We start from the raw sequence: 16883 nt of genomic DNA, 5'->3' as shown, positions 1-16883 counted from the left end.
TTCGTGTCGGGCACTGGGGGAATCTTGGAGGGCTACCCACGCGGGGAGCTGCCGCCGGTGCAGCGGTTCGCCGCGGAGCTGCGACGGCTGCGCATCAGCGCGGGCGACCCTCAGCTCAAGACGATCGCCGCGCGGGCGCAGTGCAGTCAGGCGACGGTCTCCGAAGCGCTCAACGGCCACCGCCTGCCCAGCGAGACGCTCACCCACCGGCTGATCACTGCTTTGGGTGGTGACTGGGGATGGTGGAAGGAGTTCTGGCGAGTTGTCCGGACCGAGCTGGACGACTTGAAGCACCCTCCCCCACCAACCCAGTCGCAGACGCTCCAGGCCGACATGGTCTGTTACGCGGATCCTCCTGCCCTGTACCGAGCCGCGGCCGACCGTGTCCGCGCCGCCCGCCACGAGATCCGTCTCACGTACGTACGGCAACACCCTCCTGACCACTGGGTCTCCTCGGAGGTGACCGCCTACTACGAGACGGTGTTGCAGTGGGCCAGGGAACACGCCGACGAGTCCACCAGCGTGCGGCGCATCATCGGTGTTCCCGAGCGCGACGGCGTACCGCCGCCGCCCTATCTGGCCTGGTTACACCGACATCAGGCAGAGATCAAGGAGTTGTACACCTACGAGGCACGGGTGATGCCCTGGAGCAGCCCTTGCGCCTGGCACAACACCGCTCTGCTGGACGACTCCGTCACCTTTCTCACCTTCTCCGGTGCCGGCTCGCAGCAGCTGACCGGATTCAGCATCGAAGGACCGGTCTTCCTGGCGCCCTTCGCGTCCATATTCGACCGCGCCTGGGGCGCGTTGCAGACCCTCGACGACTACCTGGCCGCGCAGGGGCGGTAACAGCACCGCGCGACTGGCAACGGCTTCACGCAGGACGAGGGCGCCCAGCATTCTCCGGAACAGCATGGGACCCACCGTCTCCTACCCAGGCTGACTGTCCACGTTGTCGTCGAACAGTTCCCGGGTACGGCGCAGCAGCGCTTCCCGTACGTCGTCCGGTGACAGCACCCGCAGGGGTGTGGCCAGGCTGAGGAGGTACCGGGCGAGCCCGTCCGCGTCGGGCCCGCCGATGTCGACGATCGTGGCGTCGGGGCCGTCCGGGCGGTGGGTGCCGACCGTCGGCGGGATCAGCCGAAGCGCCTGCTCCACGGGCAGAGGCAGGCGGATCGTCACGTAGAGGGGGTAGGCCCCGGTCGCGATGGAGCGGGAGACGAGTAGCGCCGGGTCCGGTGGGTCGACGAGTTCCACCGGGCGCCCGGTCGGATGTATCTGAGCAACCCTGTCGGCCCGAAAGGTACGCCACTCCTCCCGCGTCACATCCCGGGCGACGAAGTACCAACGGCGTCCCGTGTGTACCAGGCGGTACGGGTCGACGTCCCGGACCGTGGCCTTCCCCTCCCGATCGCGGTACGACAGGAGGCTCCGCTCGCCCCGGCGGCACGCGCCGGCCAGTTCCAGCAGCATGCCGGGCGCGATCTGCGGCTCGTCGAGCCGCGCGGTGTGAACCAAGGCGGCGTCCATCTCGCCCAGCCGGTCCGCGATCCGGCGCGGCAGAACCTGACGCAGCTTCAGCAGAGCGGACAGCGCGGCCTGGTCGCCGCCGAGAATGCCGCTGAGCGCGGCCTCGCGCAGCCCGACAGCCACGGCCAGTGCCTCTTCGTCATCGAGGATCAACGGCGGCACCCGGGCTCCGGGACGGAGGCGATAGCCGCCCCATGGCCCGGGGTCGGACTCGACTCCGTAGCCGAGTTCTCGCAGCCTTGCCACGTCACGCCGCACCGTGCGCTCGGTGACCGCCATCTTCTCGGCAAGTTCGCCGCAGGTCCAGGAGGGCCGCGCGGACAGCAGCGTGACCAGTCGCAGCAGGCGGGCGGATGTGCTGATCACATGGTGAAGTCTCCCGCACGACCAGGACCGAATCTGTCCGGGTCCCGTCATAGCGTCTTCCTCATGAGCACTGCACAGACATCCGCACCCGCGATCCGTTACGTGGCGGTCACCTTCGACTGCCCGGACCCCGCCGAACTGGCCCGCTTCTACGGCGACGCCCTCGGCCTGCCCGTCGCCTACTCCACTGACGACTTCGTCCTGCTCGGCCAGGAAGGCTCGGCCGGACTGGGGTTCAACCGGCTGGCCGACTACCGACGGCCCACCTGGCCGGACCCTTCCCAGGAGAAGCAGGCCCACATCGAACTCGGCGTCGATGACCTGGATGCCGCCCAGGCCCGGCTGCTCGCCCTGGGGGCCGTCGAGCCCGCCGTCCAGCCGGAACCCGACCGGTGGCGGGTCCTGCTGGACCCGGCGGGCCACCCGTTCTGCATCACCACCCTGGTCTGAGCATGATCGGCAGACTGATGACCATGACAGCGCAGATGGTCCACCAGCACGGCGTGGTCGCCCGTCGGCTCACTTCTGGGGCAGCGCCTCGCGGAGCCTGCGCAGGGAGGCGGTGTTGTTGCCGAACTGGTTGATCGCGGGCGCTCCCCGGTGGGACGGGCCGTAGCCGTGCTTGAGGAAGTTGGCGAACGACCCGCTCGCGCTCAGGTCGACGAAGAAGTGGCGCTCGGGCTCCGGGAAGCCCGACGCCATCAGCTCGTCGAACCGGATGCGCTCGCGGATCACGTCCCAGAGGTAGCCCTCCCGGTAGTCCGGCGCCGCCGGGTCCACGACGGTCGCGTGCGTGGCTGAGTACAGCGGCAGGCGTGCGGAGCGCAGCGGGACCGTCCGGGCCGCGTCCATGACGTCCGGGCGGAGGGCGTCCAGGTGCGGGGAGTGGAAGGCCTGGCGGACCGGGAGGCGCACGGCGATCACGCCTTCCCGGTCGAGCCCGGCCCGCAGCTCGGCGAGGCGGTCCGCCGCGCCGCTCACCAGGAAGTTGCCCTCGTAGTTGACCCCGGCCAGCGTCACCGCGCCGAACAGGTCGGGCCGGTCCGCGAAGAGCGAGGGCGAGGCCAGCACGCTCAGCATGCCGCCGTCGCTGCGCTGCGCCAGCAGCCGGGCCTGGCGCATCACCAGCCGCAGCCCGTCCTCGAAGTCCATGGACCCGGCGACGGTGGCCGCGATGTACTCCCCCAGGCTGTGGCCGAGGACCGCGTCCGGCCGTACGCCCTCCTCGCGCAGGGTCTCGGTGAGGCTGTAGCCGACGCTGTAGAGCGCCGCGTGCGTGGTGAGGACGGCGTCGTACTCCTTGCCCTTGCGCGCGTCGTCGTAGACCGCCTCCACCAGGGAGGCGCCGCCCGCCGCCCGGTGGGCCGCGCTGCAGCGGTCCAGGGCGCGGCGGAACGCCGGGTGGGTGTCGTAGAGTTCCCGGCCCATCTGGTGGTACTGGGTGCCCTGGCCGCCGTACATGAACACCAGCTCGGTGCGTGGCCGGGCGCTGACCACGGGCGCCGGGGACTCCTCGGACAGCGGCAGCGGGTCCTTGAGGATCTGGTCGGTCAGCTTGGCCAGGACCCGGCCGGGGCCGATCTCCTCGAAGGTGCGGTACCCCTGGCCGATCAGCCAGGAGATGGACTCGTACCACTTCACGGGGCTGGATATCTGGCGCGTCAGATACTCCGCGTACCCCTGCTTCGGGTAGGGGCGGGCCGTGTAGTTCGCGACGACCGGGATCGTCAGCTCCCGCAGCTCGAACCCGGCGAGGTAGCGGGCGAACTCCTGCTCTACCTCCGTCATGCAGCGCGAGTGGAAGGCCGCGCTCACGTTCAGCGGGATGAAGGCGGCCCCGGCGTCGGTGAAGGCGGTGCGCAGCTCGGGGGCGAACACCTCGTCGTACTCGCCGGAGACGATGCACTGCTCGCGCGAGTTGATGTTGGCGATGTCGAGGTTGCGGAACGGCAGGCCCCTGAGGATCTCGTCGACCCGCCGCTGGTCCAGGCGGACGACCGCCGCCATCGCGCCCTTGGGTGCCCGGCTCATCAACTCGCCGCGCTTCCGCACCAGTTGGAGCCCGGTGAGGAAGTTGAAGGCACCGGCCGCGAACAGCGCGCAGTACTCCCCCAGGCTGTGCCCGGCCACCACGTCGGGCAGCTCGCCGCCCCCCGTACGGTCCAGATAGGTGAGGGCGTTGACCACGTACAGCGCGGGCTGGGTGTACTCGGTCCTGGCCAGCACCTTGTCGGGGTCGCGCAGGCAGAGCTCCTCGATGGAGTAGCCCAGGCACGCGTCGGCCTGCGCCACCAGCTCGGGGAACTTCTCGAAGAGCCCCTCGCCCATGCCCTTGTGCTGCGAGCCCTGGCCGGGGAAGACGTAGACCGATTTCATGAGTAACTCCCGTACGTTCCGAGCTGTTGACCCAGCAGGGCCGCTGTCTCCCGCAGCAGGTGCTCCGCGACGGCGGCCACCCGGCGCTCGCGCCACTTCTCCAGCGGAGTGTCCCGTACCCAGGCGTTGAACGCGCCCATGGCCGGGCCGCAGTGGATCTGGTAGTCGACCCGCTGCTCGGTGCTGCCCGCCATGGCGAGGCGGGCGGAGTGGACGAAGTACCAGCGGAAGACGAGCGCCATCTTCTGCTTGGGGCTGCGCTCGATCTGAGCGAGCCGCTCCGGGAAGCGCCGGGCGACATGGGCCCGGGTCTCCGCCCAGACCTCGTCGATGGAGCGCCGGAAGAACTTCTCCTCCAGCGTGGTGCGCGTCCGCGCGTCCAGGTCGTCGAGCGAGTCGTGGCGCAGATACAGCTCGTACAGCTTCTGGGCGCGCGCAGGGAAGAACAACCCCTTGCGCACCGCCTGGACCTTCGCACCGACCTCGAACATGTCCCCGGCGGGCGCGTAGTCGGTGTCGTGGACGCCGAGTTCCTGGAGGATGTCCTTGACGGCGTCGCTGGTGCCCGCCTCGACGGTGCACTGGTTGATGGATCCGGTCACGATGAAGTCGGCGCCCAGGGTGTACGCGGCGAGCGCCGCCTCCGGGGTGCCGATGCCGCCGGCGGCCCCCAGGCGCACCGGCTCCGGGTACCTCTCCTCCTCGCCGATACGGTCGCGCAGCGCGCGCATGGCGGGCATCAGCACATAGGCGTTGCCGCCGTCCGTGTGGCCCGCCGAGTCGGCCTCGACGCACAGGTCCTGGGCGATCGGCAGCCGCGCGCCCAGCTCCGCCTGCTCGGCGGTGACCAGTCCGCGCTGGACCAGCTCCCGTACGAGTTCGGGCGGCGCGGGCCGCAGGAACCGCTCGGCGACCTCGGCGCGGGACACCTTGGCGACGATGTGGTGGCCCTGGACCACGTTTCCGGCCGCGTCGCGCGAGAGTCCGGCGAGCCGGTAGCGCACCAGGGGCAGCGTGGGGCGGATGTAGGCGGACGCCTCGACCGTGCGGACGCCGTGGCGCAGATACAGCTCCACGGTGCGCATCTCCAGGTCGGGCTCCTGCGGGTTGCTCAGCAGGTTCACGCCGAACGGCTGGCCCTGGCCGAGCTCCCGGCGGATCCGCGTCAGGGCGTCGTCGATCGTGTCCAGGCCGAGGCCGCCGGTGCCGAAGAAGGAGAGCAGCCCGGCCCGGCCCATCGCGGTGACCAGCTCGACCGAGGCGATGCCCTTGTACATCGCGCCGGCCGCGTAGGTGTACCGGACGCCGTGCGCCTCGCGGAACCGGGCGTTGCCGAGCGCCTCGGGCGGCACGGTGAACTGCATGGGGGCCTCGGTGGGTCGGGGGGTCTCGACGGGCTGGGGTGTGGTGTCCAGGGGCTCGACGGGGGCCGCCTCCCACGGGAACACGCCCTCCTCCGCGTACCGCTGGATGGCCCGGACGTTCTCCGGGTCCTCGAAGACCAGGCGGTTGGTGGCGAGCGCCGCGCTCTTGGCGTGCTCGGTCACCGGCGACAGCTCGCGCAGATACGCCTTGTACCGCGTGACCGCCTTCTTCGACAGGCGCCCGAGCCGCTGGAGGTGGGTACGCAGCAGCGCCTCGCTGTCCGGCCCGTACGCGTCGACGAGCCCCCACTCGCAGGCCCGCGCCGCGTCGGCGGTGCGGGTCGTGGCGGCGAGGTAGTGGGCGTGCTGGAAGCCGGTGCGGCGGATCAGGAACGGGAGCACCACGGCCGGTATCAGGCCGAAGAGCAGCTCGGAGAGGCTGAACGTGGCGCTCTCGTCGGCGATCACCACATCGCTGGCGGCCACCAGGCCGACCCCGCCCGCGTTCGCCTTGCCGCGCACGTGCGCGACCGAGAGGAAGTCCCCGTACGCGAGGAGGCGGAACAGGTCGAACAGCGGCTCGGGGTCGGCCGCCGTGCGCCCGCCCTCCCGGACGGCCTCACCGATCGCCCCGAAGTCGGCGCCGAAGCAGAACACTTCGGGCAGCCCTTCGAGCACCACCACGGTGGCGGAAGAGCGCGAGGCGCGGGTCAGGACCTCGGTGAGCTCGCGCACCAGGGTCTCGTTGAGCGCGTTGTCGGCCTCGGGCCGGTGGATCCGCACGTACCAGGTGGTGCCGTGCTCGCGCAGCCGCAGCGTGGTGGGGGCCGGTCCGTGCGTCAGCCCACCCATGCGTACTCCCGGTGGTAGTCCTTGATCTCCCGCAGGACCAGCCGGGGCCCGCCACCGTTGCCGGTCGCGGCGACGAGGTCCTGGTTGACGGCCGCGTCCCGGGTGCCGAAGCGGATGAAGTCGCGGTCGCTCAGCAGCCGGTCGTATTCGCCCAGGGAGAGCCGGTAGCGGCCGTCCAGATGGGCCTCGATGGCCATCTCCTTCAGCCGGGCGGCCCCGTCCGGGGTGACTACGCCGCTGTAGAACTCGGAGCAGCAGCCCGACCCGTAGGAGAAGCAGCCCAGGCGTCGGGGCGCGTCGAAACCGCCGTTGCAGACGGTGCTCGCCAGCGACAGGAAGACGGTCGCGCCCATGATGTTGCCGACGCGGCCGCAGTACTCCAGGCCCGGCATCACCCGGCGCTCGAAGTCCTCGGCGATCTCGGCGCCCTTCGCCTTGGCGACCTTGCGCATCATCGTGCGGTGGGCGCCCTTGACCATGCCGCCGAAGGGCGTGTGGAAGGCGAGGTACTGGAAGGAGTCGCGGTAGTCGGCGCCCTGGACCTTCTTCTCGTACGCCCGGTAGGACTGCTCGCAGCAGTCCAGGTACGACATCAAGGACAGGTCGACGTCACCGGACTCGCTGTCGGGGGCCGGACGGCAGGTGTCCATGACCTCGTAGCCGTAGTAGCCGCTGGCGCCCACGTCGAGCTGGAAGACGTGCGGGGTGTCGCTGATCAGCATGGCGACCGCGCCGGCGCCGCCGCTGGGCTCGGCGTACGCCCACTCCTGGGCGGCCGCCTCGTCGCCGTCCTCAAGGAGGTAGCGGGAGATGTCGGTGGCGATGACCAGTGCCTTCGCGCCCGGTGACGTCTGCGACAGGATGAAGTTGCAGGCCATCTGGAACCCGGCGGTGCCCGCGTAGCAGGCCTGCTTGAGCTCGAACATCCGGCAGTTGCGGCTCAGGCCCAGCTGGTCGTGGAGGTAGGCGCTGGTCGACTTGGAGAAGTCGATGCCCGACTCGGTGCAGGTGATCAGCAGCTCGATGCTGTCCTTCTCCTCGGCGCTCAGCCGGTCGAGGAGGGGCCGGGCGGCGTTGGCGCCGAAGGTCACCGGGTCCTCGAAGGGCAGCGCCACGGTCTTCTCCCTCATCAGGAGGTTCTCCAGGCGCGGGAGGTCGAGCCCCCGGTGCTGCGCCAGTGCCTTGACGTCCAGCACTGCCGAGCCGCCAAACACGTTCATCGCTTCGATACCGACGCGGGACATGACCTTACGCTCTCCGTGATTCGCACTTGCTCATGCAAAGTGCCGTGTTGATGCCGCCGAATCCCATGCTCAGGCTCAGACAGTGGTGGACCTCGGCCTCTACGGCCTCGCCGCGCACCCAGCGCAGCCGGTCGTCGATGGGCTCCACGAGATTGCGGGTGGGGTGCAGTCTGCCGTGCCGCATCTGGAGCAGCGCGGCGACCGCCTCCACCGCCCCGGCCGCGGTGAGTCCGTGCCCGGTGATCGACTTGGTGGCGTTGACCCGGGCGCGGGTGAGCCCGGCGGCCAGCAGCGCGTCGGCCTCGGTGCGGTCGCCGACCGGCGAGGCCGTGCCGTGCGGGTTGACGTAGTCGATGTCGGTGGCGGTAAGACTGGCCCGCTCCAGGGCCTGCCCGATCGCCCGCACCTCGCCCTCCAGGGACGGGTTCGGGTTGCGGTTGCCGTCCAGCTGGACCGACCAGCCGGTCAGCGCCGCGTACGGCTCGGGGGGCGCCGGGCGGGCGCCGACGCGCTCGACGACCAGCGCGCCGCACGCCTCGCCGAAGACGAAGCCGCCCCGGCCCGCGTCGAACGGACGGCAGGCCAGCTCCGGCGCCTCCGCGCAGGACTCCGGCGCCATCGCGCCCATGGCGTTGAGGCCCAGGTACTCCCAGTACGAGAGGTCCATCAGGGCGCCCACCGCCACGCACACGTCGACCCGGCCGGACGCCACCGCCTCGGCCGCCTCGATGACCGCCAGCTGGCCGCTGGCCGAGGCCCCGCCCACGGTGTGGGCGAAGCCGCGGATGCCGAAGGCCGCCGTGGCGAGCCCGCACAGATCGGTGTCCAGGAAGGACATTCCGTAACTGGGCCGCAGGAAGCGGGGTTTGGCACGGTGGCGGTCCTGGGCGAGGGCGATCTCGCGCTGCTGGAGGTTGCTGCCGCCGACGACCAGGCCGATGCGCTCGGCCGGGACCTCGTCCAGGCGCGCCTCGCTCCAGGCCTCCTCCAGGGTGGCCAGCAGGATCTGGCCGGTGAGGGAGACGGTCCGCAGTTCGCGTGCGGCCAGCCTGGTCGTCGGCGCGAAGGTGGGGATCTCCGCGCCGACGAACCGGGTGTCGGCCTGGCGGCCGGGCCGCTCCATGACGGCGAACCGGTGCGCCCCGGCGAACAGCGCCTCGGCGAAGGCGGCCTTGCCCTGGCCCACGGCCGTGGTGACCCCCAGCCCGGTCACGGCGATCTCGGGCACGTTACCGGGCCACCGCGGTCTTGTCGGCGAGGTGCCGGGCGAGCTCGCCCAGGTTCTGCGGGCCGAACGTGTCGACCAGCGGTATCTCCAGGTTCATCGCCTCAAGGACGATCATGACGATCTCGGCGCGGTCCATCGAGTTGGCGCCGAGCGCGTCCAGCGAGTCGGTCTCCTGGAAGTCGTGCCCGTCGAGCTCCGGCAGGACCTCGACGATCGCCTCGTGGATCAGAGGGAGGATTTCTTCGCTCTTCATAGTCACACCATCACTAGGGAAACAGGGGGAACAGGGCGAACAGAGGGAACACGGGAACAGGAATCGGTAGGGGCAGGGCAGGGATCCGGCCGGTCACAGCTCCGCGTCGGCCGCGGCCGCCCGTAGCTCCGCCAGGTCGGCCCCGGGGCTGGCGACGATCTTCAGCAGCAGCCGCTCGTACAGCGCGGCCATCCGCTCGGCCGTCCGCCGCGCGAACAGATCGGTGCTGTACTCCAGATAGCCGTTCAGGCCCGCCGGAGTCTCCCGCACCACCAGGTTGAGGTCGAACTTCGCCACCCCGGCGTCCGAGGAGACCGGCAGCGTGGCGAACTCCGGTACGGGTGCCTCCTCGCCCGGCGGGGTCGGTGCGGGCGCCGGGATCAGGTTGAACATCGCCTGGAACAGCGGCGAGTGCGCCGGATCGGGCTCGGCGACCAGCTCCTGGGCGAGCCGCGCGAACGGCACGTCCTTGTGCTCGTGCGCCTCGGCGGTGACCTGCTTGGCCCGGGCCAGGAGCTCGTCGAAGCTCCCTTCCCCGGCCGTGTCGAGCCGCAGCACGAGCACATTGATGAAGTAGCCGATCAGCTGCTCAAGGGCCGGGTCCGGGCGGTTGGTCACCGGCGAGCCGATGGCCGCCTCGCGGTCCTCGGTGTACGCGCCGAGCAGCACCGCGAACGCCGACAGGAGCGTCATGTAGAGCGTGACGCCCCGCTCCTGGCCGTACCGCCGCAGCTGTACGAGCAGCTCGGCCGGGACGTTCACCGCGACCGTCGAGCCCCGGTGGGACTTGACGGCGGGGCGGCGGTAGTCGGTGTGCAGCGAGAGGCAGGCGGGCAGCCCGGCCAGCTGACCGCGCCAGTACGCCTCCTGCCGGGCGAGCTCCGCCGCGTCGACCGCGCGGTGCTGCCAGTGCGCGAAGTCGGCGTACTGGAGCTGAAGTTCGGGCAGCTCCGGCTCGACGCCGCGGCGCAGCGCCGCGTACACCGTGTTCAGCTCGGCCAGGAAGACGCCGGTGGACCAGCCGTCGAAGATGCCCCACGGGCGGGTGACGACGGCGATGTGCTCGTGCGGCGACAGCGTCAGCAGGTGCACCCGCAGCATATGGCGGTCCTGCGGCGCGAACGGGCGGGCGCGCTCGGCCCGCAGCCACTCGGCGGCCGCCGCGTCCCCGGCCATCTCCTCGAAGGCGACGGCGAAGCCGCCGGCGTCGTTGACCTGCTGTACGTATGCCCCGTCGCGCAGGACATAGCTGGTGCGCAGCACCGCGTGCCGGGCCACCAGCGCCTCGAAGGCGCGGGCGTAGGCGGCGCGGTCCAGGGGGCCGACGATCCGGTAGGCCATCTGTACGTTGTCGTACGCCGTGCCCAGGTGCTCGCGCTGGTTGAGGAACCACAGCTCGCTCTGCTGGAGGGAGAGCGGCGCGCTCAGGGTGCTCGCGCCGGGCGCGGGCAGCGGCAGGGCCACCGGCTCGTCCGCCGGGGACTCCAGGGCCGCCGCCATCTCCTGGACGGTGGCGCCGGCCAGGATCACCTGGAGCGGAAGGTCCTTGCCGGTCTCCTGCTTGACCCGGATGGTGAGCCGGGTGGCGAGCAGCGAGTGGCCGCCCAGCTCGAAGAAACCGTCCTCCAGACCGACCCGGCCCAGACCCAGCACGTCCTCGACCAGCCGGCACAGCGTCCGCTCGGTCTCGGTGCGCGGGGCGACGTACACCTCCTTGTGGACGTCGCTCTCGTCCGGGGCGGGCAGCGCCTTCTTGTCGACCTTGCCGTTGGTGGTGATCGGCAGCTCTTCGAGCGCCACGAACACGCTGGGCACCATGTACTCGGGCACCCTGGCCGACAGGTGCTCGCGCAGCACCCGGGTCATGGTCTGGCCCATCCGGGCCACCTGCGGGGCGTTGGCGAGCCGCGGGCGGCGGTAGTCACTCCGCGCCCGCACCCGGGGGAGCTCCCCCTTGCCGAGGACGAGGTCGAGGCCGTCGGGGCGGTCCTGCGACCAGGTCACGGCCACCCGGTGGCCGAGCTCCTCCGCGTACCGCAGGGCCGACTCCAGCTCGCGCACCCGCTCGGTGGCCGCCGCGGACAGGCGGATGCCGCCCGGCAGCGGGTCCACCTGGCGGTTGGCGGGCCAGCGTGTCAGGCCCTCGGCCACCAGGACGTCGTCCTCGATGCGCGGGTTGGTCAGGCCGGTGACGCCGAAGCGCTCGGGCACCTCGCCCGCAAGCAGCGCGCGCAGCGCCTGCGGCGAGTCGGCCTCCAGCCACGGCAGCGGCTCGGCGGGCGCGCTCGCGCCCTTGGTGAGCACCACGTCGTAGCGGTAGCTGAGCATCTCGTTGTCGCCCAGGCCCCGCTTGACCATCAGGTCGACGGCGCCCAGCTCCGGGAAGCGCTCGCCGAGGCCGGCGAAGAAGGTCGGGCTGACCAGCAGCTCGCCCTCCTGGCGGCGGCGGCGCTGGACCTGGGCGGCGAGCGCCCCGGCCGAGGTGCGCACCTGCGTACGGCTGCGCTCCATCGCGCCGAGGTGCGCGGAGAACAGGTCGAGGTTGCGGACGTCGCCGATCAGGATGCGGCCGCCGTCCTCGACGAGCGGCAGGATCCGGGCGATGGCCTCTTCCAGATAGACCCGGTTGGGGAAGTACTGGACGACGGAGTTGAGAACGACCGTGTCGAACGTGGTGCCCTGTGGTGCGGTCACCGACAGGGCGTCGCCCTGGCTCAGGGTGATGTGCGACCAGCCGCGCCGCTCGGCGCCGCGCCGGACCCCGGCGAGCGCCGAGGCGGAGATGTCGACGGCGTGCACCGACTCGCAGGCGCCCGCGTAGCGGTACAGGAGCAGTCCGGTGCCGCAGCCGATCTCCAGGAGCCGCCGGGGCCGCAGCTCCTCGATCTGCGCCACCGTGCCGTCGATCCACTCGCGCATCTCGGGCTCGGGGATGAGCTCACCGGTGTAACTGCTGTTCCAGCCGACCAGGTTGAGCTCGGCGTCGGTGGCGTCGGCGGTCGCGTCGTCGGCCGCCGCGTACTGGTCCTCGAAGAGCTTCTGCCACTGGCCGAGGTGTTCGGCGTTCTGTTCCTCGGCGGCCGTGTCCAGCCAGGCGTCCGTGGGGCGGACGTAGGCGACCAGTTTCTTGGTGTCGCCGCTGTCCCGGGTGGTGACGACGGCGCTGTGCACCGAGGGGTGGGTGTGCAGCGCGCTCTCGATCTCGCCGAGCTCGACGCGGAAGCCGCGCACCTTCACCTGGTCGTCGATCCGGCCGACGAACTCCAGAGCGCCGTCCGGGAGTCGGCGCACCAGGTCGCCGGTGCGGTACAGCCGCGCCCCCGGGGCGTCGGAGAAGGGGTCGGCGGCGAACTTCTCCGCGGTCAGGTCGGGGTTGCCGAGGTAGCCGCGTGCCACGCCGGCGCCTCCCACGCACAGCTCGCCGACAACCCCGCACGGCACGAGGCGCAGTCCGGGGCCGGTGACGTGGGCGGTGGCCTGGCCGATGGGGCGGCCGATCGGGATCGGCGCGTCCTCGGCGAGGTCGCGCGGGATCTCGTGGCAGGTGGAGGCGATGCTGTTCTCGGTGGGGCCGTAGGCGTTGACGACGGTCAGGCGCGGGTGCGCCGCGTACAGCGTGCGCACGTCCCGGGCGGAGAACGCCTCGCCGCCCACGCCCAGATAAGCCAGCGGCAGCGTGCGGTGGCGGGAGGCCTCGGCGAACGCGGGCAGGAACGCGGCCGACAGCGCCATCATGGTGACCCCGGAGCGCTCCACCCGGTCCAGGAGCTGCCCGACGTCCTTGGAGTCGCCGTCGTGCAGCACCAGTCGGCCGCCGCCCAGCAGCGGGCCGAGCACCTCCTGCGAGCCGACGTCGAACGAGATCGACGAGTGGTGCAGCACCACGGTGCGCTCGTCGGTCGGGAAGTACTCCCGGTTGCGCACAAGGCGCACCACACCGCGCTGCTCGACGAGCACGCCCTTGGGCACGCCCGTGGAGCCCGAGGTGAAGATCACGTACGCCAAGTGGTCCGGGGTGAGGCCGAGTTCGGCGCGGGTGAGGTTGTGGTCGGGGCGGTCCGCGAGGACCTGGACACCGTCCGCCGCCCGCTCCCCCGTGTCCAGGTGCAGCACGTCCGTCCCGTCGAGCACCGCGGCCGGCAGATGGGACTGGCTGAGCACCAGGGTGACGCCGGAGCTCTCGATGAGGGTGCGGATGCGGGCCTCGGGGTAGCCGGGGTCGATCGGCACATAGGCGCCGCCCGCCTTCAGGATGCCGAGCAGACCGGCGACGAGCTCGGGCGAGCGCTCGGCGCACAGCCCCACCAGCGTGTCCGGGCCGACCCCCCGCTCGCGCAGCTCGTGGGCGACGCGGTTGGCGCGGGCGTTGAGCTCGGCATAGGTGAGCTCGGTGGCGCCGTGCTGGACGGCGACGGCGTCGGGCCGCAGCTCCACCTGCTCCTCGAACAGCTCGAAGAGACAGCTGTCCTGCGGATACGGGTGCGCGGTGTCGTTCCAGTCGGTGAGCAGCCGGCGGCGCTCGGGCGCGGGCAGGATGTCGACGGCGAGCGCCTCGGTGCTCGCGCCGCCGTCGGTGGCGAGCGCGGTGACGATGCCGGTCAGCGCCGCTTCGAGGTAGCCGATCAGCGCGTCGGGCGACAGCGAGGCGTCGACCTGGGCGTTGAGGGAGAGCTCGGTGCCGGTGTCGTCGATGGACAGGCCCACGGGATAGTTGGTGCGGTCGACCGAGCCGAGCCAGCGCACGCCCTGCGCGTCGGTGCCGGTGGGGCCGTCGTCGTCGCGGCCGGGCTCGAAGTGGCGGAAGTTGACCATCGAGCTGAAGAGCGGCACGTCGCCCTCGACCCCGCTGCACCGCTGGGCCGCGATCAGCGAGCTCTGCTCGTACGTGATGAGCTCCTTGAGCGCGGAGTCGACCTCGGCGACCAGCTCGCCCACGGTGCGCCCGGCCAGGCGCACCCGCAGCGGCAGGGTGTTGATGAAGTTGCCGAGCATCCGCTCCACGCCGGGCACGCCCTGGAGGCGGCCCGACAGGACGGTGCCGAAGACCACGTCGTCGCGGCCGCTGCACGCCGCCACCACCACGGACCAGGCCGCGTGGCAGAGGGCTGCCGGGCTGGTGCGCAGCCGCTGGGCCTCCGCGCGCAGGTCGCGGGTCAGGCCCGGTGCCAGCGAGCGGCGCAGATCGCGCACCCCGCGCCCGTCGCCGCGCACATCGGTCAGGCCGAAGGGCGCGGTCGACTCGGTGACGTCGCCGAGCCGGTCCCGGAAGAACGCCTCGGCGTCGTCCGAGGCCAGCCGGTGCAGGGTGTGGGCGACGAAGTCGCGGTAGGGCGCGGGCGGCGCGAGGCGGTCGACCCGTCCGGACATGTGGGTGACGAGCTCGTCGAGGATGAGGCGCAGCGAGGTCGCGTCCTCGATGAGGTGGTGTGCGCTCAGCAGAAGGAACCGCCGTGCGGAGTGCGGGTCCTGGGCGATCGCCAGCTTCAGCAGCGGGGCCCGGCCGAGCGTCATCCGCCCGGGCTGCTCCAGCAGGGCGCGCGCCTGCTCCTCGGCGTCGCGGTCCGGGTCGAGCGTGACGTGCTCGACGGGCAGCTGGGCGGTGCGGTGGACGACCTGGACGGGTTCGGGCAGCCCGGCCGTCAGTACGGCGGTGCGCATCACGTCGTGCCGGTCGATGAGCGACTGGAGCGCCGCGGCGAACGCGTCCCCGGCGGCCGCGTCCTCGGCGGCCAGCAGGATCGGGATGACATACGGGTCGTTGTCGGGATCCATCAGGTGATGGAAGAGGATGCCCTCCTGCGAGGGGACGAGCGGGTACACGTCCTGCACGTTGGGCGCCCCGCCGGGCACCGTCGCCACCACCGCGTCGAGCTGCGCCTGGGTGAGGTCCACCAGCGGCAGCATCGCGGGGGTGATCCGCTCGCAGGCCTCCGGTATGAGGTTGGGCGGGACGGTGAAGTCGGCGCGCGCCTCGGCGCCGTCGATCGCGGCCGCGAGCAGGGCCAGCGTGGGGGCGTTGAACACCGCCCGTACCGTGACGGCGAGGCCGTGCTCCTTGAGGCGGGCGATCAGGACGGTGATGAGCAGCGAGTGGCCGCCCAGCGCGAAGAAGTTGTCCTCGGCGCTGATCTTCTCCCCGTCGAAGCCGAGCAGCTCGGCCCAGACGTCCGCGAGCAGCCGCTCGGTGCCGGGGCGCGGGGCGACGTAGGCGCGCTGGGCGTAGGCGTCGATGCCGGGGGCGGGCAGGGTCTTGCGGTCGAGCTTGCCGTTGGCGGTGACGGGCAGCGCGTCCAGGACCACGAAGGCGCTGGGCACCATGTAGTCGGGCAGGGCGCGCTCCAGGTGCGCGGCGAACTCGGTCCGGTGGTCGGCCGGTTCGCCCTCCAGAACCGTGTACGCCACCAGTTGCGGGCTGCCGGGCTTGTCCTCGCGGACGACCACGACACAGGCGCGCACCGCGGGGTGCTGGGCGAGGCGGTGCTCGATCTCGCCGAGCTCGATGCGGTAGCCGCGCAGCTTGACCTGGTCGTCGATGCGCCCGAGGAACTCCAGGGTGCCGTCGGCGAGCCGCCGCACCAGGTCGCCCGTCTGGTACATCCGGGCGCCCGGGGCGTCGTCGAACGGGTTGGGCACGAACCGCTCGCGGGTCAGGTCCGGGTTGTTGAGGTAGCCGCGCGCGAGCCCGGCCCCGGCGATGTACAGCTGGCCCACGCATCCGATGCCCTGCGGCTCCAACGCGTCGTTCAGGACGTGCAGTTGGATGTTGTGGATGGGGCTGCCGATGGGGACCGTGCGCAGCGGCCGGTCGGCCGGGCAGGTCCAGTGGCTGACGTCGACGGCCGCCTCGGTGGGGCCGTAGAGATTGTGCAGCGGGGCGGGGTGCAGGGCGTAGTGCCGGGTGCAGAGATCGCCGGGCAGGGCCTCGCCGCTGCAGAACACCTGACGCACCGAGGCGCAGTCGGCCCAGCCCGCCTCCTCCACGACCGAGCGCAGCATCGACGGCACGAAGTGCAGGGTGGTGACGCCGGTGCGACGGATGAGGGAGACGAGGTAGGCGGGGTCCTTGTGGCCCTCGGGCTCGGCCACGACCAGTCGCGCGCCCGCCATCAGTGGCCAGAAGAACTCCCACACCGACACGTCGAAGCCGAACGGCGTCTTCTGCAGGACGACGTCGTCCTCGCCCAGGTCGTAGGTGTGCTGCATCCACTCGATGCGGTTCACCGCCGCGCGGTGCTCGATCATCACGCCCTTGGGGCGGCCGGTGGAGCCGGAGGTGTAGATGACGTACGCCAAGTGGCCCGCGTTGAGCCCGAGTTCGGCTGGGTCGAGGTTGTCCTCGCCGAGGGCGGTGAGCTCCTCGCCCGCGTGCGCGACCCGTCCCTCGGCGTCGACGGTGAGCAGATGCCTCACCCTGGACACCGTCTCGGTGTCCAGGTGCGGCTGGGTGAGGACGACCTCGACGCCGGAGCTCTCGACCACGTACGCGGTGCGCTCGGCGGGGTGGGTGGGCTCGATGGGCAGATAGGCGCCGCCCGCCTTCTGGATGCCGAGGATCGCGGCCACCATCTCCGCCGAGCGCTCCATGCGCAGGCCGACCACGGTGTCCGGGCCGACGCCGTGGCGCCGCAGGGCGTGCGCGATGCGGTTGGCGCGGGTGTTGAGCTCCGCGT

General features: G+C 71.6%; 9 protein-coding genes (1 of these 9 only partly in view). 2 read left to right on the top strand and 7 right to left on the bottom strand.

The annotated features are described in order from the left end of the window. Positions 1-57 precede the first annotated feature (57 nt). Entirely contained in the window at positions 58-849 is a 792-nt protein-coding gene (locus tag AB0G17_RS01565) for a helix-turn-helix domain-containing protein (protein ID WP_361374326.1), read from the top strand. 81 nt (positions 850-930) lie between these two features. On the opposite strand, the gene AB0G17_RS01560 is transcribed toward AB0G17_RS01565, so the two are convergent. Continuing rightward, entirely contained in the window at positions 931-1896 is a 966-nt protein-coding gene (locus AB0G17_RS01560; protein WP_361374324.1) for a YafY family protein, read from the bottom strand. 63 nt (positions 1897-1959) lie between these two features. On the opposite strand from AB0G17_RS01560, the gene AB0G17_RS01555 reads away from it, so the two are divergent. Then, positions 1960-2346, top strand: a complete 387-nt coding sequence (locus AB0G17_RS01555; RefSeq protein WP_361374322.1) for a VOC family protein — start codon at positions 1960-1962, stop codon at positions 2344-2346. A gap of 69 nt (positions 2347-2415) precedes the next feature. Here the strand turns inward: AB0G17_RS01555 and fabD are convergent, their stop codons facing one another. The 6 genes from fabD to AB0G17_RS01525 form a co-directional block, all read right to left on the bottom strand. Further along, positions 2416-4272, bottom strand: coding sequence for an ACP S-malonyltransferase (fabD, locus tag AB0G17_RS01550; RefSeq protein WP_361374320.1), 1857 nt, complete (start codon positions 4270-4272; stop codon positions 2416-2418). Then, positions 4269-6488, bottom strand: coding sequence for an enoyl-CoA hydratase/isomerase (locus AB0G17_RS01545; RefSeq protein ID WP_361374318.1), 2220 nt, complete (start codon positions 6486-6488; stop codon positions 4269-4271). The genes fabD and AB0G17_RS01545 overlap by 4 nt, the downstream gene beginning before the upstream one ends. Further along, on the bottom strand, positions 6476-7732 hold the full coding sequence (locus AB0G17_RS01540) for a hydroxymethylglutaryl-CoA synthase family protein (RefSeq protein ID WP_361374316.1): 1257 nt from the start codon (positions 7730-7732) through the stop codon (positions 6476-6478). Before AB0G17_RS01540 ends, AB0G17_RS01545 begins: the two co-directional genes overlap by 13 nt. A gap of 4 nt (positions 7733-7736) precedes the next feature. Beyond that, the gene (locus AB0G17_RS01535; RefSeq protein WP_361374314.1) at positions 7737-8960 is read right to left on the bottom strand and encodes a beta-ketoacyl synthase N-terminal-like domain-containing protein; all 1224 of its coding nucleotides are present in this window, start codon (positions 8958-8960) and stop codon (positions 7737-7739) included. A 1-nt stretch (position 8961) separates the two neighbouring features. Then, on the bottom strand, positions 8962-9213 hold the full coding sequence (locus AB0G17_RS01530) for an acyl carrier protein (RefSeq protein ID WP_190093451.1): 252 nt from the start codon (positions 9211-9213) through the stop codon (positions 8962-8964). A gap of 93 nt (positions 9214-9306) precedes the next feature. Further along, positions 9307-16883, bottom strand: partial view of an amino acid adenylation domain-containing protein gene (locus AB0G17_RS01525; RefSeq protein WP_361374312.1) — the 3' portion only. Its footprint extends 1603 nt past the window's final position; the window shows 7577 of its 9180 coding nt (coding positions 1604-9180); the start codon falls outside the window, past its right edge — the gene reads right to left on this strand; its stop codon occupies positions 9307-9309.

The organism is Streptomyces sp. NPDC023838 (assembly GCF_040639555.1).
Taxonomy (GTDB): domain Bacteria; phylum Actinomycetota; class Actinomycetes; order Streptomycetales; family Streptomycetaceae; genus Streptomyces.
This window is presented reverse-complemented; position numbering and strand designations above follow the sequence as displayed.